Source organism: Pseudomonas sp. PvP027 (assembly GCF_017833005.1).
Taxonomy (GTDB): domain Bacteria; phylum Pseudomonadota; class Gammaproteobacteria; order Pseudomonadales; family Pseudomonadaceae; genus Aquipseudomonas; species Aquipseudomonas congelans.
Window position 1 is genome coordinate 4211874 of the sequence record NZ_JAFIBK010000001.1, and the last position, 20835, is coordinate 4232708.

The window sequence follows — 20835 nt, forward strand, 5'->3', positions numbered from 1 at the left end:
TACCGACTGCGTGCCCCTCTACGGAGCAGTGTCATGTCCGAAGTCAATCTGTCCACCGACGAAACCCGCGTCAGCTACGGCATTGGTCGTCAGTTGGGCGATCAGTTGCGCGACAACCCGCCACCGGGTGTCGATCTGGAAGCCATCGTGGCAGGCCTGCGCGATGCGTTTGGCGGTCAGCCAAGCCGTGTCGGTCAGGAAGAAATGTCCGCCAGCTTCAAGGTCATCCGCGAAATCATGCAGGCTGAAGCAGCCGCCAAGGCTGAGCAGGCTGCGGGCGCTGGCAAGGCCTACCTGGCTGAAAACGCCAAGCGCGAAGGCGTGACCACACTGGCTTCGGGTCTGCAATTCGAAGTCGTGACCGCTGGCACTGGCCCTAAGCCAGGCCGTGAAGATCAGGTACGCGTTCACTACCACGGTACGTTGATCGACGGTAACGTCTTCGACAGCTCCTACGACCGTGGCGAGCCTGCCGAATTTCCGGTCAGCGGCGTGATTGCCGGCTGGACCGAGGCGCTGCAACTGATGAACGCCGGCAGCAAATGGCGTCTGCACGTGCCGAGCGAGCTGGCTTACGGCGCTCAGGGCGTAGGCAGCATCGCACCGCACAGCGTGCTGGTGTTTGATGTCGAACTGCTGGACGTTCTGTAAGCGACCCGGTCGATACAGACGGTCGCTGAGCGAATCTCGCCGGTTCGTTCAGCGACGCAGTTGTGCTGATGCTTCATGCTCAGTGCAACTCACCCATAGGGCGCAACGCCCGCGCGTAGCAGAACAGAAACAGGTTTCTCACCAGTTCCTTGAGCACCAATGGCTCGCTGGAGCTCAAGCTGCACACATCCAGATCGCCCTGATCGCGTAACTCCTCCAGCGCTTCCTCTTCCAGTACGGCACACACTTCCCCCGTCTCGCGATGGAGAATTCTCAGGTAAGGGTGGGGTCTGTCCAGCCATGCATCGATCAAATAGGTCATGTCTCATCTCCTGTGCAGGTCAGATGAGAATAATTCTTATCGGGATAATAGCAAGGCTCTATTGAGATTAATTCTCATTTTGCGCTGAGTGGTTGATCCAGATCAGTGAATGCCAGCCGGGAGTGGACGTAGAGCGTACTTTTGGACACGCCTGTCGTTCCTCACACTCCAGCGTGGGAAAGCCGCTCGTGATACTCCGCAAGTTCGGGGCAGGACGCAGAGCGTCCAGAACGGCATGCCGACGCGGAGCATCGGCACGATAGCTCTGTAACTATCGTTCCTTACGCTCCAGCGTGGGAATGCCTTTCGTGACGCTCTGCGTCATTCAGCTACGCCATCGGCCTGTCAGTGATGCTCGCGGGTGGCGCGGAATTTCACGTCGGGCCAGCGTTCTTCCATCAGCGCCAGGTTCACGCGGGTAGGGGCGAGGTAGGTCAGGTGACCGCCGCCGTCCACGGCCAGGTTTTCCACCGCCTTGTTCTCAAACTCTTCGAGCTTCTTCTTGTCGTCGCAGTCGATCCAGCGGGCTGACCACACAGTGATCGGCTCGTAGGCGCATTCGACCTTGTATTCTTCCTTGAGGCGGCTGGCGACCACATCGAACTGCAGCACACCGACGGCGCCGAGGATGATGTCGTTGCTGCGCTGCGGGAAGAACACCTGCGTGGCGCCTTCTTCGGCCAGCTGTTGCAGGCCCTGACGCAGTTGCTTGGATTTGAGCGGGTCCTTCAGGCGTACGCGACGGAACAGCTCAGGGGCAAAGTGCGGAATACCGGTGAAGCCCAGCGCTTCGCCTTCGGTGAAGGTATCGCCGATCTGGATGGTGCCGTGGTTGTGCAAGCCGATGATGTCGCCGGCGTAGGCTTCTTCCAGTTGCTCGCGCTCCGACGAGAAGAACGTCAGCGCGTCGCCGATCCGCACGTCCTTGCCCAGACGCACATGGCGCATTTTCATGCCCTTGTCGTAACGGCCCGAGCAGATACGCATGAAGGCGATACGGTCGCGATGCTTGGGGTCCATGTTCGCCTGGATCTTGAACACGAAACCGCTGAATTTCTCTTCCGCCGGCTCGACCGTGCGCTCGTTGGCCACGCGTGCCAGCGGCTTGGGTGCCCAGTTCACTACGGCATCGAGTACATGATCGACGCCGAAGTTGCCCAGCGCGGTGCCGAAGAACACCGGAGTCAGCTGACCGTCGATGAACTCCTGCTGGTTGAATTCGTGGCAGGCACCCTGCACCAGCTCCAGCTGCTCGACGAAGCGCTCGTATTCATCACCCAGGTGGGCGCGGGCTTCATCCGAATCGAGCTTTTCGATGATTTTGGTTTCGGTGCGCTCGTGGCCGTGGCCTGCGGTGTAGACAATGATGTAGTCGTCGGCCAGGTGATAGACGCCCTTGAAGTCCCGGTAGCAACCGATCGGCCAGGTGATCGGTGCCGCCTTGATCTTGAGCACCGCTTCGATTTCATCGAGCAGCTCGATCGGGTCGCGGATATCGCGGTCGAGCTTGTTGATGAAGCTGACGATAGGCGTGTCGCGCAGACGGCAGACATCCATCAGCGCGATGGTGCGTGGCTCGACGCCTTTACCGCCGTCGAGGACCATCAAGGCCGAGTCGACCGCCGTCAGGGTGCGGTAGGTGTCTTCGGAGAAGTCTTCGTGGCCCGGGGTGTCGAGCAGGTTGATCATGTGGTCGCGATACGGAAACTGCATCACGGACGTGGTAATGGAGATACCACGCTGTTTCTCCATTTCCATCCAGTCGGAGGTGGCATGGCGGTCGGATTTACGCGACTTGACCGTACCGGCGACGGAAATGGCCTTGCCCATCAGCAGGAGTTTTTCCGTGATGGTGGTTTTACCCGCATCCGGGTGGGAAATAATGGCGAAAGTGCGGCGTTTCGCGACTTCGGCGGCCTGTTGGGTCATGGGAAATCGCCTGGGATGGGATTGAAAAAGGGCGCAGATTATAGCTCAACTCTCGGCAATAACCGAACCGTTCAGACAATAAACGATGGCCAGATAATGTCTCGTGTGGGAACCTTTCAGGTCGTGGAGACGTCCACTCCCCCGTCAAGGCTCGCAACGAAGCCAACGCAAGGGGCTGATTCATCAGCATGTTGGTTTGACGAAGCTGCGCTTATGGCTTGTGTTTTCGCCGAGGTTAAACCCTTACCGGCGACCCACCCGCTGCTCTTCGCGAACGTTATTGCCGGCGTCCCCCCTGGACGTCCAGGTCAACGCGTTCGCCGACTGAAATAAGGAGTCCGCCTGTGGCAAATCGCTATGGCAAGGGGCTATTGGGAGGTGCGGTTGCGATCGCACTCCTGGCCCTGCTGATCCACTGGATCGGCGTTAGTACTATCAAGCAATACCAGGATGACCTGCTGTTTTATCTTCAGGCCCATCTGATTCTGGTTGTGGTTTCAATGTTGGCGGCCCTGGTGGTCGGCATCCCTGCGGGCATTGCCCTCAGCCGACCGAGTATGGTTGGACGCGCCGAACGCTTCATGCAGATATTCAATATTGGCAACACCGTTCCTCCTCTCGCCGTTCTGGCCATTGCCCTCGGGATTCTCGGGATCGGCAGCGGCCCGGCGATCTTCGCGCTGTTTCTCGCCTCGCTGTTGCCGATCGTGCGTAACACCTACGAAGGCCTGAAAAACGTTCAGGGTTCACTCAAGGAAGCTGCCGTCGGTATTGGCATGACTCCGCGCCAAGTACTGTGGCGTGTCGAGTTGCCCAACGCTGTACCGATCATTATCGGTGGCGTGCGGGTCGCGCTGGCGATCAATGTCGGGACCGCGCCGCTGGCGTTTCTCATTGGTGCCAACAGCCTTGGCAGCCTGATTTTTCCGGGCATTGCGTTGAACAACCAGCCGCAACTGGTGCTGGGTGCGGCGTGTACCGCTCTGCTGGCGCTGCTGCTCGATGGTCTGGTGATACTGGCCAGTCGTCTTTGGCTGGAACGCGGACTGGCTCGCTGAGCGAAGGAATTCTCATGAAGAAAATATGCTTGTTTTTAGGCTTTGCCTTGTTGTTTCCGGCATTGGCCCAGGCTGCGGAAAAGCCGCTGTTACGTGTCGGCGCACGGGTGTTCACTGAACAGACCATCCTTGCCGAACTGACTGCGCAATACCTGCGGACCAAGAACTACGACGTGCAAATCACTGGCGGTCTGGGCAGCAACCTGGCGCGCAGCGCACAGGAAACCGGTCAGTTGGATCTGCTGTGGGAATACACCGGCGTGTCGCTGGTGGCCTATAACCACATCGACGAAAAACTCGACAGCGCCCAGACCTATGCGCGGGTCAAGGAAGTCGATGCAAAGAAAGGCCTGGTCTGGCTTTCGCCGTCGAAATTCAACAATACCTATGCGTTGGCGCTGCCGCAGAAAGTGGCTGACAAGTACCCGCAGGTCAACACCATGACCGATCTGGCCAAAGTCTTCAAAGACGAAGCCAACGAGGGGCATCTGGTCGCGCTGGACACCGAGTTTGCCAACCGTTCCGACGGTCTGATCGGCATGGTCAAGCATTACGACATGAATCTGGGGCGTGAAAACACTCGCCAGATGGATTCGGGGTTGGTGTACACCGCGCTGCAGAACGGTCAGGTTTTCGCAGGGCTTGTTTACACCACCGACGGTCGTCTCAATGCTTTCAAACTGAAAGTGCTGGAAGACGACAAGCATTACTTCCCGGACTACACCGCGGCGCCGGTGATCCGTCAGGAATATCTGGATAAGCATCCGGACATCGAAACGCTGCTCAAGCCGCTGGCTGACCTGCTGGACAACCAGACCATGATCGACCTCAACGCTCGCGTCGACGTCGGCCATGAAAGCCCATCCACGGTTGCTGCAGATTTTCTGCGCCAGCACCCATTGAATTAAGGAAGGAGACGATATGAGTTTCTTGAGCGCCTTCTCCCATCTGGACTGGGCACAGGTCCTGCACCTGACCTGGCAGCACATCACGCTGGTTGGCATCGCCGTGACCCTGGCTATCGTGGTCGGTGTGCCGCTGGGCGTATTGATGACGCGTTTCCCGGCATTGGCTGGTCCGCTGCAAGCCAGCGCCACCGTGCTGCTGACCGTACCGTCGATTGCCCTGTTCGGTCTGCTGTTGCCGTTCTACTCCAAGTTCGGCCAGGGCCTTGGCCCGATGCCGGCGATTACGGCGGTATTTCTTTACTCGCTGCTGCCGATCATGCGTAACACCTACCTGGCCCTGACAGGCGTAGAGCCGGGTATCCGCGAAGCCGCCAAAGGCATCGGCATGACTTTCGGCCAGCGCCTGCGCATGGTCGAACTGCCCATCGCAGTGCCTGTGATCCTCGCCGGTGTGCGCACCGCCGTGGTGATGAATATCGGTGTCATGACCATCGCCGCGACCATCGGTGCCGGTGGTCTGGGTGTACTCATTCTTGCTTCCATCAGCCGCAGCGATATGTCGATGCTGATCGTCGGCGCGGTACTGGTCAGTATTCTGGCCATCATCGCCGACCTTCTCCTGCAATGGCTGCAACGCACGCTGACTCCAAAAGGATTACTGAAATGATCGAACTCCAGAACCTCTCCAAGACTTTCCAGAGCAACGGCAAAGAAGTGAAGGCTGTCGATTCGGTCAGCCTCACGGTCAACGAAGGCGAAATCTGCGTCTTCCTCGGCCCGTCGGGCTGCGGCAAGAGCACCACGCTGAAAATGATCAACCGCCTGATCATGCCGACCTCCGGCAAGGTGCTGATCAATGGCGAAGACACCACTGATCTGGACGAAGTGACCCTGCGTCGCAACATCGGCTACGTGATTCAGCAGATCGGTCTGTTCCCGAACATGACCATCGAAGAAAACATCGTGGTCGTGCCCAAGCTGCTCGGCTGGGACAAGCAGCGTTGCCATGATCGTGCTCGCGAACTGATGAGCATGATCAAGCTCGAGCCCAAGCAGTACCTGCATCGCTACCCGCGTGAACTGTCCGGTGGTCAGCAGCAGCGCATCGGCGTGATCCGCGCCCTGGCAGCCGACGCTCCCTTGCTGTTGATGGACGAACCGTTCGGCGCGGTCGACCCGATCAACCGCGAGATGATCCAGAACGAGTTCTTCGAGATGCAGCGCGCGCTGAACAAGACCGTGATCATGGTCAGCCACGACATCGACGAAGCCATCAAGCTGGGCGACAAGATCGCTATCTTCCGTGGCGGTAAATTGCTGCAGATCGATCACCCGGACACCTTGCTCGCGCATCCGGCTGACGACTTCGTCAGCAGCTTCGTGGGCCAGGACAGCACCCTCAAGCGTCTGCTGCTGGTCAAGGCCGAAGATGCGGCCGACAACGCGCCGTCAGTCAGCCCGGAAACCCCGGTGGCCGATGCGCTGGAAGTGATGGACGAAAACGACCGCCGCTACATCGTTGTCACCGACGGCGAGAACAAGGCAATGGGCTATGTGCGCCGTCGTGACCTGCACCGTCAGCAGGGCACGTGCGCGCAGTTCATACGTGAGTTCAATGCCACCGCGGCCTACGACGAGCACTTGCGCATCCTGCTGTCGCGCATGTACGAGTTCAACCGCGCCTGGCTGCCAGTGCTGGATGCCGAGAACGTGTTCCTGGGTGAAGTGACGCAAGAGTCGATTGCGGCTTATCTGAGCTCGGGTCGTTCGCGTGGCATGAAGACCAGTATTGTTTCGCCTGCGGACGTTGCAGCCGAAGCACAGGCATAAGCCTGGAAAGATCAGCCCGGTGCCGCAAAGGCATCGGGCTGATCGTGTTTTATATGCCGTTTCACCACGAACAGATCGCGCATCTGGCACGAATGCCCGGACATCCGCGAGGCCTCCCTTGATAGTCCGTGCAGGCCGCGCTCCAGATAGTCAGTAGCCACCGCTATTTGATCACCGTCTTCAGCCGTTCTTCTGCCGAAGTCCAGGGCTGATCTTCCCGTTTTAAAACTGCCGGATTGCCCGGGCCCTTTCAGTCGCTTATTACCCTGCGGGGAACATCTGCCTGTCATGCAGGTCGGTTAAACAGGTCCTTGGGAAGGCAACTCAAGAGCCCTGTGCAAAAACGCGACATTTTTTGTTGATATCCGGCCCCTCAGGTCCTAAAGTTCGCGCCGAACGTCCATGCTGGAAACGATCCATCCGGCTCAAGTACTGACGACGAGACAGCAAGGCCAGGAAGGCAGCCCTTCAGGGCCTTTTTGCTTTCGGCGACATGCCTTGGGAAGTAGGCGAACCAAAGTGGGGATACGGAGGGCGTTCATTTGTACCCATTGACCAATACCGTTTGCCAATAGGAGTTCCAGCAGCATGCCGATCAATGTCGAAGACTACTACTCAGCCGAAACCTTCAAGAAAATGAAGGCGTTCGCTGACAAGCAAGAAACCCCGTTCGTGGTCATTGATACTGACATCATCAGCAAGGCATATGACGACCTGCGTGCGGGCTTCGAATTCGCCAAGGTCTATTACGCAGTCAAAGCCAACCCGGCTGTTGAAGTCATCAATCTGCTCAAGGAAAAGGGTTCGAGCTTCGACATCGCGTCGATCTACGAGCTGGACAAGGTCTTGAGCTGTGGTGTCGGTCCGGAGCGCATGAGCTACGGCAACACCATCAAGAAATCCAAGGACATTCGTTACTTCTACGAGAAGGGCGTGCGTCTGTTCGCTACCGACTCCGAAGCCGACCTGCGCAACATTGCCAAGGCTGCACCGGGCGCGAAAGTCTATGTGCGTATCCTGACCGAAGGCTCGACCACGGCTGACTGGCCTCTGTCGCGTAAATTCGGCTGCCAGACCGACATGGCTATGGACCTGTTGATTCTTGCCCGCGATCTGGGTCTGGTGCCTTACGGCATCTCGTTCCACGTTGGCTCGCAGCAGCGCGACATCAGCGTCTGGGATGCTGCCATCGCCAAGGTCAAAGTGATCTTCGAGCGTCTGAAAGAAGAAGACGGCATCGTTCTCAAGCTGATCAACATGGGTGGCGGCTTCCCGGCCAACTACATCACCCGCACCAACAGCCTGGAAACCTACGCTGAAGAGATCATCCGCTTCCTGAAGGAAGACTTCGGTGACGACCTGCCGGAAATCATTCTGGAGCCGGGCCGTTCGCTGATCTCCAACGCCGGCATTCTGGTCAGCGAAGTGGTACTGGTCGCCCGCAAGTCGCGTACTGCGGTCGAGCGTTGGGTATACACCGACGTGGGCAAGTTCTCCGGTCTGATCGAAACCATGGACGAAGCCATCAAGTTTCCGATCTGGACCGAGAAGAAGGGTGAAATGGAAGAAGTGGTTATCGCCGGCCCTACCTGCGACAGCGCCGACATCATGTACGAAAACTATAAGTACGGTCTGCCCCTCAACCTGGCCATCGGTGACCGCATGTACTGGTTGTCCACCGGTGCCTATACCACCAGCTACAGCGCAGTAGAATTCAATGGCTTCCCGCCGCTGAAATCGTTCTACCTGTAAATTCCCAGCGTCAGAAAAAAGCCCACGAACGTGGGCTTTTTTTTCGTCCGTAAAAAATAATTATGTAAGCCTTCAGGCGCTGGAAAGTGCCGTAAGTGCAGCGTTTTTTTTGCCGAAGCCTAATACGTTTCAGCCTTCTTTGTTGCTTATTCCTACAGGCAAGGTCCGCGCCGTTAACTTTTTAAAGTTGAAGCCCTCTGTTAATTTTTAGTGGCCTTGAAGCGTCAGTTTATGACTGCCGCAAAAACAGGACCTAAATTAATAAGGAAATTAATCATGGCTACTGCTGTTGAACCGCAATTAACAGATGGTAAGGAACACACCGTCGAAGATGTCAGTCGTGTCAGTAAGGATTTAATGGATGCCCTCACCAGTCAGGCGGCGGATATTGCGCGAGCCCCCGGCCTGCTGATTACCAACGAAGATGTTCGCCGTATCAGGCGCTATGTCAATACGGGCCTGGCACTGCCTACCAAACTGGAAGAAGTCACCCATTTGGTGGGCGGGGTGGACAACGGTATTCCCGGTCTCGAGCCAGAAGCAATCTGCAAACTGTACGTCGATATCCAGGAGCATGCCAGAAGCTGGTCGGCGCTTGAAACCACGATGCAGAAAGTCGGCAGCGACTTGCATGTCTTCTCGGGCAATCTGATTACCATCGCCACTCACATTATAGAGTTCATCAAAGGCCTCGAGTCTTACCAGACTCTGAAAGTGGGGGACTTGACCCCTGCACAGATCGAGCAAATGCCGGCGGTCGAGATAATGGATCAAGACAGCAAGAAGCTGCCCGGGTTATTGGCGCTGGTCGATGACCTCAAGGTATACATCAAGGATCACAGCGCCAGTACCACACGCACCCGAGTCGGAGTCACTGAGTTCAAGCGTCGTCTCAAAGATAATATAGCCCCTGACGTGGCGCTGAAAATAAGGCTGGCCAGTTCGAAAGACGGTGACGAAGAAGTGACCCGGCTTAGCGCTGAAGTCGATCAGCTTAACGAGCGCATCAATCAGAAACTGGCGGAGTATGAAGAGTATTCCGATTACAAGTGGATCGGTTTCTGGTGGGGGCCTCTCGGTGGGGCAATTTCCTATTCCATTTACGGGCCCAAAGCGTCGAGTGCCCTCAGTGAAAAAGATAGCCTGATTGAACAAAAGAGTCAGCTCGAGCAGAAGATAAAGCAATTCAATAAGCTGTTGAGCGACCTGTTGGCGTTCGAAACCAGTCTTCAGGATCTGAAGGCCAGAGTTGATGGTGCCGCCAGTGGCGTCAGCAATATAGAAAGCCTGTGGGTGCTCTTGGAGGAGTTGGTCGACTCCTCCTACGATCGCATTAAAAATACCAATAATGCCGTGTACCTGGTCAGTTTCGTTTCGCGCTTTCAAACACTGATGACCAACTGGACATCGATTCAGGCTCAGGCTTTTGATCTGCTGACCGCTTTCAATAAGGCACTGGATGAACCGGCTGCCTGAGTGCTGACTAACTTATATTTAAAGAGAATACCGTTATGACTGTTCATGTACTTGATACCCCTTTCCAACTGCCTAAACCTGATGTGGACGTTATTATCGCCAGTCGTGAAAAACTGAAGCAGACGTCGGATGCATTGCCTGATGTCTATTTACCCGTCCTGAAAGAGACCTTGCGCAGCCTGGTCAGCGAAGTCGGCAGTGTCGACAAGCAAGCACTGGATACGCTGACGCTTGTTCCGCATATGTTGAACGGCGACGAAATGCTGCCTTTTCTTGAGGCCGTCAAGGAACTCAGGAGCCAGCCTGATGATGCCAAGAGCGTCGCCGCCATCGCAAACTTCAATGAAGAGATCAGCAAACTGCTGGATGCACGGCTGACCTCTCTGACCGATCAGGCCACCGTGCTGGACAAGGCGCTTATCAATCTGGATGCAGTGCAGGTCGATACCGCAAATCATCTGACACCTGCCCTTGACCAGGAAATCAGCACGCTGGAGGCCAGGCTTGCGACTGAACAGGCGCGCCTGGATGAGGTGGTGCAACAGGTCGCTTTGGTCAACGCGTTGATCAAAGACATCGAGAGCCTCAGTTTTTTCGACAAGCTGAAGCCTCTGGTCGCATCGCTGCAAGTTTTGGCAGACATCGACCCCAAAGATCCGTTGATCGGCTCTATCAAGGCGGGTATTACGGGGGTGTCCAACATGCTGAATCTGGCGGACGCTGCCGTTGACTATGACCAACTGATAGGCCTGAGGGAAAAGCAGCAAACGCAGTTGACAGGCCTGCAGGCAACGGTTGACGAGACGCGCACAGCGCTGAAAGTCGAAGTGAGCAAGCGCGACCAGCTCTCGACCCTCGCCTCGATCGAGGTCTGCAAGAAAGACTACGTTCGTGAGCTGGGTAAATTGCTGGAGGCTTTGAAGCATGTTGAGGCCAACAGTCGCCTGCCTGCCACCGAAGTGATCGAAAAGCGTGTCGAGCATTTCAGACTGCACGCTGATGCACTGAATAACTATCTGGTGGATCTGCGCAGCAACTGGCGCAGTTGATACGCCGGCAGCGCCCCGTTTGTCATGACAGGCGGGGTTTCGGTTATGGCAGAAGACACGTTACAGATGGACACGATATGGCCGTCAGTGCATTAATTGCGCCGCGCAATATGAGTGAGAGTAGCGAGCGTGTTGAAGAGAGTCCTGTTTCAGCTGCACTGGTTCTTCGGAATCACGGCAGGTCTGGTGCTTGCCCTGATGGGCATCACCGGAGCCCTGTATTCATTCGAGGACGAAATTCTCGATGCTCTGAATCCGGACGTGCTGCTCGTTGAGGCGCGTGCTGCCACCTTGCCGCCTATCGAACTTGTCCACAGGCTGGAGGCCGCAACCGGCCTGACTGTGGCTATCCTGCGTGTCGAAACCACCGGCAATCGTGCCGCTCAAGTGTTTTTCACGCCCAAGGCGGGTGAGCGTCGGGGCCCCAAACGCAATTTCGATCCCTACACCGGTGAGCTGAAAGGTAATGCGGTGGGGGAGGGATTTTTCGACTTTGTCCTGAAGCTGCACCGTTATCTGGCCATGGGCGAGGCGGGCAAGCAGGTCACTGCGGCCTGTACGCTGATTCTGGTGTTCTTTTGTCTTTCCGGACTGTACCTACGCTGGCCCCGCGCAGCCCTGAACTGGCGAGTCTGGCTGACCGTTGACTGGGCGAAGAAAGGCCGCAGTTTCAACTGGGACCTGCATTCGATCTTCGGCACCTGGTGCCTGTTGTTCTATCTGTTGTTCGCCATCACGGGACTCACCTGGTCGTATGACTGGGTGAGCAACGGCCTGAATAAACTCATCGGGGACTCGCCCCTCGAGGAAGGCATCGCTGCGCCAGCCAAGGCTGCCGGAAGATTGCCGCTGGTGGTGGATTACGTGGCGGTCTGGGACAGTATCCAGAAGACCGCAGGGCCGGACTTGCAGGCTTACAACCTGCGCCTGCCGGCTGTGGGCGGTCAGCCTGCCACCGTGTTTTACCTGCTCAAGGAGTCTCCGCACCCACGGGCACTGAACACTATCACCCTTGATCCGGCCAATGGTCAGGTCAGCTCGGTCTTACGCTATGCCGAACGCAGTTTCGGTGCGCAATTACTCGCCAGCAATTACGCGCTGCATGTCGGCAGCTACTTCGGGCTCGTCGGTCGAATCATCATGACTGGCGCCTCATTGCTGATGCCGCTGTTCTTTATTACTGGCTGGTTGCTGTACCTGGATCGACGTCGCAAGAAGCGTGATATCGAACGTGCACGCGGCAAGGTTCAGGGGGATGACCACAACGATGATGCGTCCTGGCTGGTCTGCTTCGCCAGTCAAAGCGGGTTTGCCGAGCAATTGGCCTGGCAGACCGCTGGCCAGTTGCAGGCGTCAGGATTGTCGGTGCGCGTGAAGCGGTTGGGCGATCTGACCGAAGAAGAGCTGTGCCGAAGCCGCAATGCCGTGTTCGTGGTCAGTACCTTTGGCCAGGGTGAGGCGCCTGACAGTGCCCGACGTTTCGAGCGCAAGCTGCTCGGTCGCTCGCTTTCACTGAGCCAGCTCGATTACGCCGTTCTGGCGCTGGGCGACCGGCAGTACCCGCATTTTTGCGGTTTCGCCCATCGTTTGCATGACTGGTTGACCGAGCAGGGCGGGCGTAGCGTGTTCCCGGCCGTTGAAGTGGACAGCGCCGATCCCGTAGCCCTGCAACACTGGCAGCAGCAATTGGGGCAGTTGACCGGTTGCGTGCCGGCAGCGCACTGGCAGGCACCGGTTTTCGAGAACTGGACGCTGGCTGGGCGCACGCTATTGAACGCTGGCAGCAGTGGTTCGAAGGTTTATCTGCTCGACCTGACCTCGCCAACACCTGCGCATTGGCAGGCGGGGGATCTGGTGGAGGTCATGCCGCGCCACACGCTGAAGGTCATCGAGCCGTTTCTCGCCGGGCTGGGTGTGGATCCTGGCGCATGGGTAAGCGTGGATGGCTTGCAGGAGCCGCTCGCGCAGGCGCTGGAAAGCCGTCAGTTACCGCAGAACCGTTCGCATCTGGTGGGGCTGCATGCGCAAGCGTTGATCGATGCGCTGGTGGCGGTGTCCGTACGCGAATACTCGATTGCCTCGATTGCGCAGGACGGCTGCCTGCAACTCATCGTGCGTCAGGAAGTGCATGCCGACGGCAGCCTGGGTTTAGGCTCGGGATGGCTTACCGAACACTGTGCCGTCGGCGGCGCCGTCAGCCTGCGTTTGCGCCGCAACAGCAGCTTTCATCTGCCTGCCGCGCCGCTGCCATTGATCCTGCTGGGCAATGGCACGGGGCTGGCCGGTTTGCGTAGCCTGCTCAAGGCGCGTATCGCCCAAGGGCAGGTGCGCAACTGGTTGTTGTTCGGCGAACGTAACCGGGCGCATGACTTTCATTGCGGCACTGAATTGCAGGGCTGGCTTCAGGCTGGTCACCTGACGCGCCTGGACCTGGCTTTTTCCCGCGATCAGGCAGAAAAAATCTACGTGCAGGATCGCTTGCGCGAGGCGGCCGATGAGCTGCGTACATGGATCGACGAGGGTGCAGCGATTTATATCTGTGGAAGCTTGCTGGGGATGGCGGCGGGCGTGGATCAGGTGTTGAACGAGGTGCTTGGGGAGACGGCAGTCAGCGAGTTGATCGAGGAAGGGCGTTATCGACGGGATGTGTATTGACTGGCGAAGATCGGACGCGGAGCGTCCAGAACTGCGTGCCCACGCTGGAGCGTGGGCACGATAGTCTGTTAGCTGTTAGCTGTTAGCTGTTAGCTGTTAGCTGTTAGCTACGCCGCTACAAATTGCTCGGCGTAATGGCAAGCCACCTGGCGGTTATCCACCAGGCGCAGCTCTGGCACTTCGGCTGCACAACGCTCGGTCGCATAGGGGCAGCGCTTGTGGAAAGCGCAGCCGCTTGGCGGGTTGAGCGGGTTGGGCAGCTCGCCGACGATCTTGATCTTCGGCTTGAGCGGGTCCGGGTGGATGGTCGGGGTCGCCGACAGCAGCGCCTGGGTATACGGGTGCAGCGGACGGTTGTAGATCTCTTCCTTGGGACCCATTTCCGCAGGCCGGCCCAGGTACATCACCAATACCGTATCGGCGACATGACGTACCACCGACAGGTTGTGAGAGATGAACACGTAGGCGGTGTTGAATTCCTGCTGCAGATCCATGAACAGGTTCAGTACCTGCGCCTGAATCGACACGTCCAGTGCTGAAGTCGGCTCATCTGCTACCAGCACTTTGGGCTGCAGCATCATTGCCCGTGCCAGCGCAATACGCTGACGCTGACCACCGGAAAACATGTGCGGGTAGCGTTGATAGTGCTCAGGGCGCAAACCGACCTGAGCCATCATCGCCTGCACTTTCTCGCGGCGTTCGGCGGCTGACAGGCTGGTGTTGATCAGCAGCGGCTCGCCGAGCTGATCTCCGACCTTCTGCCTTGGGTTGAGTGAGGCATAAGGGCTCTGAAAGACCATCTGCACGTCCTTGCGCAACTGCTTGCGCTCGGCCTTGCTGGCCCCGGCAACTTCCTGACCGGCGATTTTCAGCGAGCCGGATGAAGGCTCTTCGATCAGCGTCAGTGCGCGCGCCAGTGTCGATTTGCCACAGCCGGACTCGCCGACCACAGCCAGGGTCTTGCCGGCTTCCAGTTCGAAGGACACCCCGTTAAGCGCACGCACCAGCGCCGTGCCTTTGAACAGGCCGCGGGAAACTTCGTAGTGACGGGTAAGGTCGCGGGCGGTAAGTACGACGCTCATTACGCCACCTCCTGATTCAAGGGATAGAAGCAGCGCGCCAGGCTGTGCGCCTTGGGATCAAGGGCAGGACGTTCGGTTCGGCAGTTGTCACGCACGTACGGGCAGCGCGGTGACAGCAGGCAACCCTGCGGACGGTCATAGCGGCCCGGGACCATGCCCGGCAGCGTGGCCAGGCGCTCGGCGCCCATGCTGTGCTCGGGAATCGCGGCCAGCAAGGCTTCGCTGTACGGGTGGGCAGGGACATCGAACAGCCCCGGCACCTGGCCGACTTCGACGGCCTGACCGGCGTACATCACACAGACACGCTGGGCGGTTTCGGCCACGACAGCCAGGTCGTGAGTGATCAGCACCAGTGCCATGTCCTGCTCTTTTTGCAGGCTCAGCAGCAATTCCATGATCTGCGCCTGAATGGTCACGTCCAGCGCGGTGGTCGGTTCGTCGGCGATCAGCAGTTTCGGTTCGCCGGCAATCGCCATGGCAATTGCCACACGCTGGCTCATACCGCCGGACAATTGGTGCGGGTAGGCATTCAGGCGCGCAGCGGCGCCAGGGATCTCGACCTTTTCCAGCAGTTCCAGTGCGCGCTGACGTGCGGCCTTGCCCGACATGTTCAGGTGCTGGCGCAACACTTCCTCGATCTGGAAGCCCACGGTATAGCTGGGGTTCAGGGCGGTCATCGGGTCCTGAAAGACCATCGCCAGGTCTTTGCCGATGATGCGTCGACGCTGTCGCGAGTTGAGCTTGAGCAGGTCGTTGCCGTCGAAATTGAGCGCATCGGCGGTGATGATACCGGGGGAGTCGATCAGCCCCATCAGCGCCATCATGGTCACCGATTTACCGGAACCCGATTCGCCGACGATGGCCAGTACTTCACCCTTTTCGACGCTCAGGGACAGGCCGTCCACAACAGGTACGGCCTTGGCGTCGCCGAAGCGGACGTTGAGATTCTTGATTTCAAGAAGTGACATGCGAATCTCCTCAGGCGGCGTTCTTGAGTTTCGGGTCCAGCGCATCGCGCAGACCGTCGCCCATCAGGTTGATTGCCAGCACGCTGAGCAAAATGGTCAGACCGGGCAGGCTCACGACCCACCAGGCACGTTCGATGTAGTCGCGCGCCGAGGCGAGCATGGTGCCCCACTCAGGCGTCGGTGGCTGTACGCCCAGGCCCAGGAAGCCCAGCGCTGCGGCGTCGAGAATCGCCGAAGAGAAGCTCAGCGTGGCCTGAACGATCAGCGGTGCCATGCAGTTGGGCAGCACGGTGATGAACATCAGGCGTGGCAGGGTGGCGCCGGCCAGACGGGCAGCCGTCACGTAGTCGCGGTTCAGCTCGCCCATCACCGCAGCGCGGGTCAGACGCACATAGGAAGGCAGCGACACGATGGCGATGGCGATCACGGTGTTGATCAGGCCAGGGCCGAGAATCGCCACGATGGCCACAGCCAGCAGCAGCGAGGGCAGGGCCAGCATGATGTCCATCAGACGCATGACCGAAGGACCCAGGATGCGCGGGAAGAAGCCTGCCAGCAGGCCCAGCAGAATGCCTGGGATCAGCGACATGACCACCGACGCCAGACCGATCAGCAGCGACAGGCGAGAGCCCTGGATCAGGCGTGACAGCAGGTCGCGCCCCAGTTCGTCGGTGCCGAGGACGAATTGCCATTGACCGCCTTCGAGCCACACCGGAGGCGTCAGCAGGAAGTCGCGGTATTGCTCGCTCGGGTCATGGGGGGCAACCCAGGGCGCGAACAGGGCGCAGAACACGATCAGGGTCATGAACAGCAGGCCGGCAACCGCGCCTTTGTTTTTCGAGAAGGCTTGCCAGAATTCTTTGTACGGGGATGGGTAAAGCAGGCTTTGATCGACTGCTACCGCAGGAGTAGGGGTGCTCATATCGATGATCTCAGCGCTGGTGACGAATGCGTGGGTTGGCAAAGCCGTAGAGGATATCCACCACGAAATTGACCAGGATCACCAGACAGGCGATCAGCAGAATGCCGTTTTGCACGACCGGGTAGTCCCGGGCGCCAATGGCTTCGATCAACCACTTGCCGATACCGGGCCAGGAGAAGATCGTTTCGGTCAGTACCGCACCGGCCAGCAACGTACCGATTTGCAGGCCGAACACAGTCAGTACCGGAATCAGCGCGTTGCGCAGGCCGTGAACGAATACCACACGGGCAGGCGACAGGCCTTTGGCGCGGGCGGTACGCACGTAGTCTTCACGCAGTACTTCGAGCATCGACGAGCGGGTCATCCGGGCGATCACCGCCAGCGGGATGGTACCCAGCACGATTGCCGGCAGAACCATGTGGTGCAGGGCATCGAGAAACGCACCCTGTTCATCACTGAGCAGGGTGTCGATCAGCATGAAGCCGGTGACTGGCGGAATGTCGTACAGCAGGTCGATCCGCCCGGAAACCGGTGTCCAGCCCAGCGTTACCGAGAAGAACATGATGAGGATCAGGCCCCACCAGAAGATCGGCATGGAATAACCGGCGAGGGAAATCCCCATGACCCCATGGTCGAACAGGGACCCTCGCTTGAGTGCGGCGATCACCCCGGCCAGCAGGCCGAGAATACCCGCGAAAATCAGCGCCGCCAGCGACAACTCCAGGGTTGCCGGGAACAGCGAAGTGAATTCGGACCAGACGCTGGTACGCGTACGCAACGATTCACCGAGGTCGCCCTGGGCGAGCTTGCCGATGTAATCGATGTACTGGGCGTAGAGGGGTTTGTTCAGACCCAGACGTTCCATGGCCTGAGCGTGCATTTCCGGATCGACACGGCGCTCACCCATCATGACTTCGACCGGGTCGCCCGGAATCAGACGAATCAGGGCAAAGGTCAATAAGGTGATGCCGAAGAAAGTGGGTATCAGCAACCCCACTCGGCGGGCGATAAAACTAAACATCTTGGTGTGTACCTCATCAGCCGGTTAGGCGTGCTCCGGCGAGTCTCGGGTTATGAGCTCGCCGGATTATTTTTCTACTTCACCTGGGTAGTGGCGAAGTTGTTGGTTGTGAGCGGGCTGATTTGGTAGCCCTCCACATTTTTACGCATGGCCGTGAACATTCTGGTGTGAGCCATGCTGATCCACGGCTGATCCTTGTTGAATATTGCCTGTGCCTGTTCATAGAGCGCAGCGCGTTCCTGCGGGTTCACTGTTTCACGCGCCTGATCGATCAGCTTCTGGAAATCGGCGTTGCACCAGCGGGCGTAGTTCTCGCCGTTTTTCGCCGCTTCACAGCTCAGCATCGGAGTCAGGAAGTTATCAGGGTCGCCATTGTCGCCTGCCCAGCCGGCAGACACCATGTCATGTTCGCCATTCTTGGCTCGTTTGAGCATTTCACCCCATTCCATGACGCGAATATCGATCTTGATGCCGATCTTCGCCAGGTCGGATTGCATCATTTGCGCGCCGAGCATCGGGTTGGGGTTGGTCGGGCCACCACCGTTGCGGGTGAACAGGGTAAACGTGGTGCCTTCCGGCACACCGGCTTCCTTCAGCAGGGCGCGTGCCTTGTCGAGGTCGATCGGCGGGTTCTTCAGGCTGTTGTTGTAACCCAGCAGGGTCGGCGGATACGGGTTGACCGCTACCAGCGCATTGCCCTTGCCGAACACCGCGTTGACATAAGCGTTCTTGTCGAATGTCATGTCAATGGCTTTGCGGACCCGCACGTCGCTCAAATACTTGTGGGTCGTGTTGATCGCGATGTAGCCCGTGGTCATTGCCTCCAGCTCATCGATTTTCAGATTCGGATCTTTCTTGATGCTTGGCACGTCGTCAGGCTTCGGATACAGCGCGATCTGACATTCGTTGGCCTTGAGCTTCTGCAGGCGCACGTTGTTGTCGGTGGCGATGGCCAGAATCAGGGCATCGGCAGGCGGCTTGCCGCGGAAGTAGTCCGGGTTGGCCTTGAAGCGTACCTGCGCATCCTTGGCGTAGCGCTGGAAGATGAAGGGGCCGGTGCCGATTGGCTTGCTGTTGAGGTCGCCGGTCTTGTTGGCTTTCAACAGTTGGTCGGCGTATTCAGCCGGATAGATCGAAGCAAAAGCCATCGCGAGGTCGGCCAGGAATGGCGCTTCGCGGCGGGTCAGGGTGAACTTGACGGTGTAGTCGTCAGTTTTCTCGACGCTTTTCAGCAGCTCTTTGAAGCCCATGCTTTCAAAGTAGGGGAAACCGACGCTCGATTTGTCATGCCACGGGTGCTTCGGGTCCAGCTGGCGCTGAAAACTCCAGAGCACATCATCGGCGTTCATGTCGCGGGTCGGTTTGAAGTAATCGGTGGTGTGGAATTTGACGCCTTTACGCAGGTGGAAGGTGTACGTCAGGCCGTCGTCGCTGATGTCCCAGGAGTCAGCCAGCGCAGGAATCACTTCCGTGGTGCCGGGTTTGAAATCCGCGAGACGGTTGAATACGGTTTCAGCCACGGCATCGGCCGTCACTGCTGTCGTGTATTGCACCATGTCGAAGCCTTCGGGGCTGGCTTCGGTGCAGACCACCAGGGGTTTTGCCGAAACACTGACGGCGACGCTGAGCAGGGCCAGGGCGATCGAGTTGCGTAGCGATAACAGTTTCATTGTGAACCCTCCATAGAGTTGACGCCGATGGTGATGTTCGGACGCAAGGCTGTAGCCTTGCGTCCGAACGGTTTTCAGCGAATCAAAGAATGTTGAATGGAACAGTGGTCACCAGACGGAATTCGTTGATGTTGCCATCAGCCTGATTCTCGCTGGCGCGGTGAGTGGTGTAGGTGGCGCGGATGGCAGTGGCCTTGAGCGGGCCGGACTGCACGGAGTACGACGTACCGATACCGTATTCGTAGTGAGTCTCGCCGTCCATTGCGTTTACGCCGCTCGCTGTACGAACGCCATTGATTGTCTGGACGTCGCCATAGACGTTGCCTTTGTATTTGGTGCCGTCGATGTCCCAGCCACGTGCCTGGTAGATGTTGAATTTCAGGCCCGGCACGCCGTATTCGGCCATGTTCAGAACGTAGGCGATCTGCAGGGACTTCTCGTTCGGGCCGTTGAAGTCCGAGAGCAGGGAGTTGGCCAGGAAGATCGCGTTGGTGTCGTGCGCATAGTCGAAGTACTCATCGCCAGACACTTGCTGATAGGCAAGGCTGACGCTGTGAGCGTTATGAGTACCGGTGAAGGACAGGCTGTAGGTATCGTTGTCGATCGGGCCTTGTTTGCTTTGACCGGAGTCCTTGGTCTTGTAGTAGTTCAGGTTGGTGCTGAGCGCCAGTGCCTTGCTGTCACCCAGTTCGTGGGTGAAACCGAAGTAGTACTGGTGCCAGAAATCTTCCAGATTCGATGCATAGAAGCTGGTGGTCAGGCTGTCGGTCGGCTTGTAGTCGGCACCGAACATGTCCAGACGGTCGGCGGTCTGGCTGCGATCACCGTACTCGGAGCGGAACTTGTCCAGGCTCTGTTCCATACGTGGCGATACACGGTCGAAACTACCGGCTTGAAAGGACAGGTTATTCAGCTCATCGCTCTGTACGGCAACACCCTGGAAGCTGGAGGGCAGTGCGCGGTTGCCGATGAAGGCGATAACCGGGGTGTTCACCGATTGGCGACCCATGGTCAGGACCGTGTTGGAGACCCGCGCCTTGACGTTGCCCAGACCCATCTTGCTCCACTGACCGACTGCATCGCCGTCGCTGTGTGCCAGGGTACGGTTGGAGTTGCCTGCAAAGTCATCGGTGTCACGGTCCAGTGCAATGGCGTTGTACAGCGCCAGTTCGGTGGAGAAACCTACAACGCCCTGGGTATAACCCGAGGTGTAGTTGACGATGGTGCCCTGCTGCCAGTTGATGCGACGCGAGGTCTGCTCGGCAGTGCCGTTGTCGTTGTAGCGGAACACTTCGCCGCGACGCTTGAGTTCATTGGCGTACCAGTTACGGGTCGTGCCGGTCAGGTGTTGATCTTCGATAAAGCCGTTGGCGTCGGCCTGGGCATTCTTTGAACTCAGCTCGGTCGGTACGAACGTCTGGCTTGCCGGTTCAGCCTGAACCAGTGCGCCGAACGATGAGAGAGACAATGCCAATAACGCAGTGCTGGTTGTTTTCACGATGTGCAGCTCCCTTATCACTTTTTTATATGCCAGTTTTTTGA

General features: G+C 58.1%; 17 protein-coding genes. 9 read left to right on the top strand and 8 right to left on the bottom strand.

The annotated features are described in order from the left end of the window. Positions 1-33: 33 nt before the first annotated feature. Positions 34-651: an FKBP-type peptidyl-prolyl cis-trans isomerase gene (locus JOE33_RS18195; RefSeq protein WP_010434487.1), complete on the top strand. Its 618-nt coding sequence runs from the start codon at positions 34-36 to the stop codon at positions 649-651. 79 nt (positions 652-730) lie between these two features. On the opposite strand, the gene JOE33_RS18200 is transcribed toward JOE33_RS18195, so the two are convergent. Both JOE33_RS18200 and JOE33_RS18205 read right to left on the bottom strand, forming a co-directional pair. Beyond that, positions 731-973, bottom strand: a complete 243-nt coding sequence (locus JOE33_RS18200) for a hypothetical protein (RefSeq protein WP_002555214.1) — start codon at positions 971-973, stop codon at positions 731-733. Positions 974-1318: 345 nt separating this feature from the next. Continuing rightward, the gene (locus tag JOE33_RS18205) at positions 1319-2902 is read right to left on the bottom strand and encodes a peptide chain release factor 3 (RefSeq protein WP_003396266.1); all 1584 of its coding nucleotides are present in this window, start codon (positions 2900-2902) and stop codon (positions 1319-1321) included. Between the two features lie 344 nt (positions 2903-3246). Here JOE33_RS18205 and JOE33_RS18210 point away from each other — a divergent pair, with 344 nt between their 5' ends. The 8 genes from JOE33_RS18210 to JOE33_RS18245 all read left to right on the top strand — a co-directional run bounded on the left by JOE33_RS18210 (position 3247) and on the right by JOE33_RS18245 (position 13630). Continuing rightward, positions 3247-3960: an ABC transporter permease gene (locus tag JOE33_RS18210; RefSeq protein ID WP_003340453.1), complete on the top strand. Its 714-nt coding sequence runs from the start codon at positions 3247-3249 to the stop codon at positions 3958-3960. Between the two features lie 14 nt (positions 3961-3974). Continuing rightward, the gene (locus tag JOE33_RS18215) at positions 3975-4868 is read left to right on the top strand and encodes a glycine betaine ABC transporter substrate-binding protein (protein WP_010436765.1); all 894 of its coding nucleotides are present in this window, start codon (positions 3975-3977) and stop codon (positions 4866-4868) included. 13 nt (positions 4869-4881) lie between these two features. Then, entirely contained in the window at positions 4882-5535 is a 654-nt protein-coding gene (locus JOE33_RS18220; RefSeq protein WP_010436767.1) for an ABC transporter permease, read from the top strand. Then, positions 5532-6698 carry an ABC transporter ATP-binding protein gene (locus JOE33_RS18225; protein WP_010436770.1) on the top strand — a complete coding sequence of 389 codons (1167 nt, stop codon included), beginning with the start codon at positions 5532-5534 and terminating at the stop codon, positions 6696-6698. The genes JOE33_RS18220 and JOE33_RS18225 overlap by 4 nt, the downstream gene beginning before the upstream one ends. A 588-nt stretch (positions 6699-7286) precedes the next feature. After that, positions 7287-8450: a type III PLP-dependent enzyme gene (locus JOE33_RS18230; protein WP_003368674.1), complete on the top strand. Its 1164-nt coding sequence runs from the start codon at positions 7287-7289 to the stop codon at positions 8448-8450. 276 nt (positions 8451-8726) lie between these two features. Next, on the top strand, positions 8727-9926 hold the full coding sequence (locus JOE33_RS18235) for an alpha-xenorhabdolysin family binary toxin subunit A (protein WP_025991104.1): 1200 nt from the start codon (positions 8727-8729) through the stop codon (positions 9924-9926). A 35-nt stretch (positions 9927-9961) separates the two neighbouring features. Beyond that, the gene (locus tag JOE33_RS18240) at positions 9962-10975 is read left to right on the top strand and encodes an alpha-xenorhabdolysin family binary toxin subunit B (RefSeq protein ID WP_187624919.1); all 1014 of its coding nucleotides are present in this window, start codon (positions 9962-9964) and stop codon (positions 10973-10975) included. Between the two features lie 132 nt (positions 10976-11107). Continuing rightward, entirely contained in the window at positions 11108-13630 is a 2523-nt protein-coding gene (locus tag JOE33_RS18245; protein WP_054992787.1) for a sulfite reductase flavoprotein subunit alpha, read from the top strand. 107 nt (positions 13631-13737) lie between these two features. On the opposite strand, the gene JOE33_RS18250 is transcribed toward JOE33_RS18245, so the two are convergent. The 6 genes from JOE33_RS18250 to JOE33_RS18275 all read right to left on the bottom strand — a co-directional run bounded on the left by JOE33_RS18250 (position 13738) and on the right by JOE33_RS18275 (position 20791). Beyond that, positions 13738-14712: a peptide ABC transporter ATP-binding protein gene (locus tag JOE33_RS18250; RefSeq protein WP_003313770.1), complete on the bottom strand. Its 975-nt coding sequence runs from the start codon at positions 14710-14712 to the stop codon at positions 13738-13740. Further along, positions 14712-15680, bottom strand: a complete 969-nt coding sequence (locus tag JOE33_RS18255) for an ABC transporter ATP-binding protein (RefSeq protein WP_010436785.1) — start codon at positions 15678-15680, stop codon at positions 14712-14714. Before JOE33_RS18255 ends, JOE33_RS18250 begins: the two co-directional genes overlap by 1 nt. A gap of 10 nt (positions 15681-15690) precedes the next feature. Then, on the bottom strand, positions 15691-16602 hold the full coding sequence (locus JOE33_RS18260; RefSeq protein WP_054992778.1) for an ABC transporter permease subunit: 912 nt from the start codon (positions 16600-16602) through the stop codon (positions 15691-15693). A gap of 10 nt (positions 16603-16612) precedes the next feature. Then, complete coding sequence (locus JOE33_RS18265) at positions 16613-17623, bottom strand: ABC transporter permease subunit (protein WP_010436787.1); 1011 nt, start codon at positions 17621-17623, stop codon at positions 16613-16615. Between the two features lie 74 nt (positions 17624-17697). Continuing rightward, on the bottom strand, positions 17698-19293 hold the full coding sequence (locus JOE33_RS18270; RefSeq protein ID WP_032615089.1) for an ABC transporter substrate-binding protein: 1596 nt from the start codon (positions 19291-19293) through the stop codon (positions 17698-17700). A gap of 82 nt (positions 19294-19375) precedes the next feature. After that, positions 19376-20791 (bottom strand): OprD family porin, encoded by a 1416-nt coding sequence (locus JOE33_RS18275; protein ID WP_010436789.1) that lies wholly within the window; start codon positions 20789-20791, stop codon positions 19376-19378. Between the last annotated feature and the right edge of the window lie 44 nt (positions 20792-20835).

Excerpts from the sequence above, each read along its gene's own strand:
- JOE33_RS18195 (WP_010434487.1), top strand. The coding sequence starts at position 34 with ATGTCCGAAGTCAATCTGTCCACCGACGAAACCCGCGTCAGCTACGGC.
- JOE33_RS18260 (WP_054992778.1), bottom strand. The coding sequence starts at position 16,602 with ATGAGCACCCCTACTCCTGCGGTAGCAGTCGATCAAAGCCTGCTTTAC.
- JOE33_RS18205 (WP_003396266.1), bottom strand. The coding sequence starts at position 2,902 with ATGACCCAACAGGCCGCCGAAGTCGCGAAACGCCGCACTTTCGCCATT.
- JOE33_RS18200 (WP_002555214.1), bottom strand. The coding sequence starts at position 973 with ATGACCTATTTGATCGATGCATGGCTGGACAGACCCCACCCTTACCTG.
- JOE33_RS18235 (WP_025991104.1), top strand. The coding sequence starts at position 8,727 with ATGGCTACTGCTGTTGAACCGCAATTAACAGATGGTAAGGAACACACC.
- JOE33_RS18250 (WP_003313770.1), bottom strand. The coding sequence starts at position 14,712 with ATGAGCGTCGTACTTACCGCCCGCGACCTTACCCGTCACTACGAAGTT.
- JOE33_RS18215 (WP_010436765.1), top strand. The coding sequence starts at position 3,975 with ATGAAGAAAATATGCTTGTTTTTAGGCTTTGCCTTGTTGTTTCCGGCA.
- JOE33_RS18225 (WP_010436770.1), top strand. The coding sequence starts at position 5,532 with ATGATCGAACTCCAGAACCTCTCCAAGACTTTCCAGAGCAACGGCAAA.
- JOE33_RS18230 (WP_003368674.1), top strand. The coding sequence starts at position 7,287 with ATGCCGATCAATGTCGAAGACTACTACTCAGCCGAAACCTTCAAGAAA.
- JOE33_RS18240 (WP_187624919.1), top strand. The coding sequence starts at position 9,962 with ATGACTGTTCATGTACTTGATACCCCTTTCCAACTGCCTAAACCTGAT.
- JOE33_RS18265 (WP_010436787.1), bottom strand. The coding sequence starts at position 17,623 with ATGTTTAGTTTTATCGCCCGCCGAGTGGGGTTGCTGATACCCACTTTC.
- JOE33_RS18255 (WP_010436785.1), bottom strand. The coding sequence starts at position 15,680 with ATGTCACTTCTTGAAATCAAGAATCTCAACGTCCGCTTCGGCGACGCC.
- JOE33_RS18220 (WP_010436767.1), top strand. The coding sequence starts at position 4,882 with ATGAGTTTCTTGAGCGCCTTCTCCCATCTGGACTGGGCACAGGTCCTG.
- JOE33_RS18270 (WP_032615089.1), bottom strand. The coding sequence starts at position 19,293 with ATGAAACTGTTATCGCTACGCAACTCGATCGCCCTGGCCCTGCTCAGC.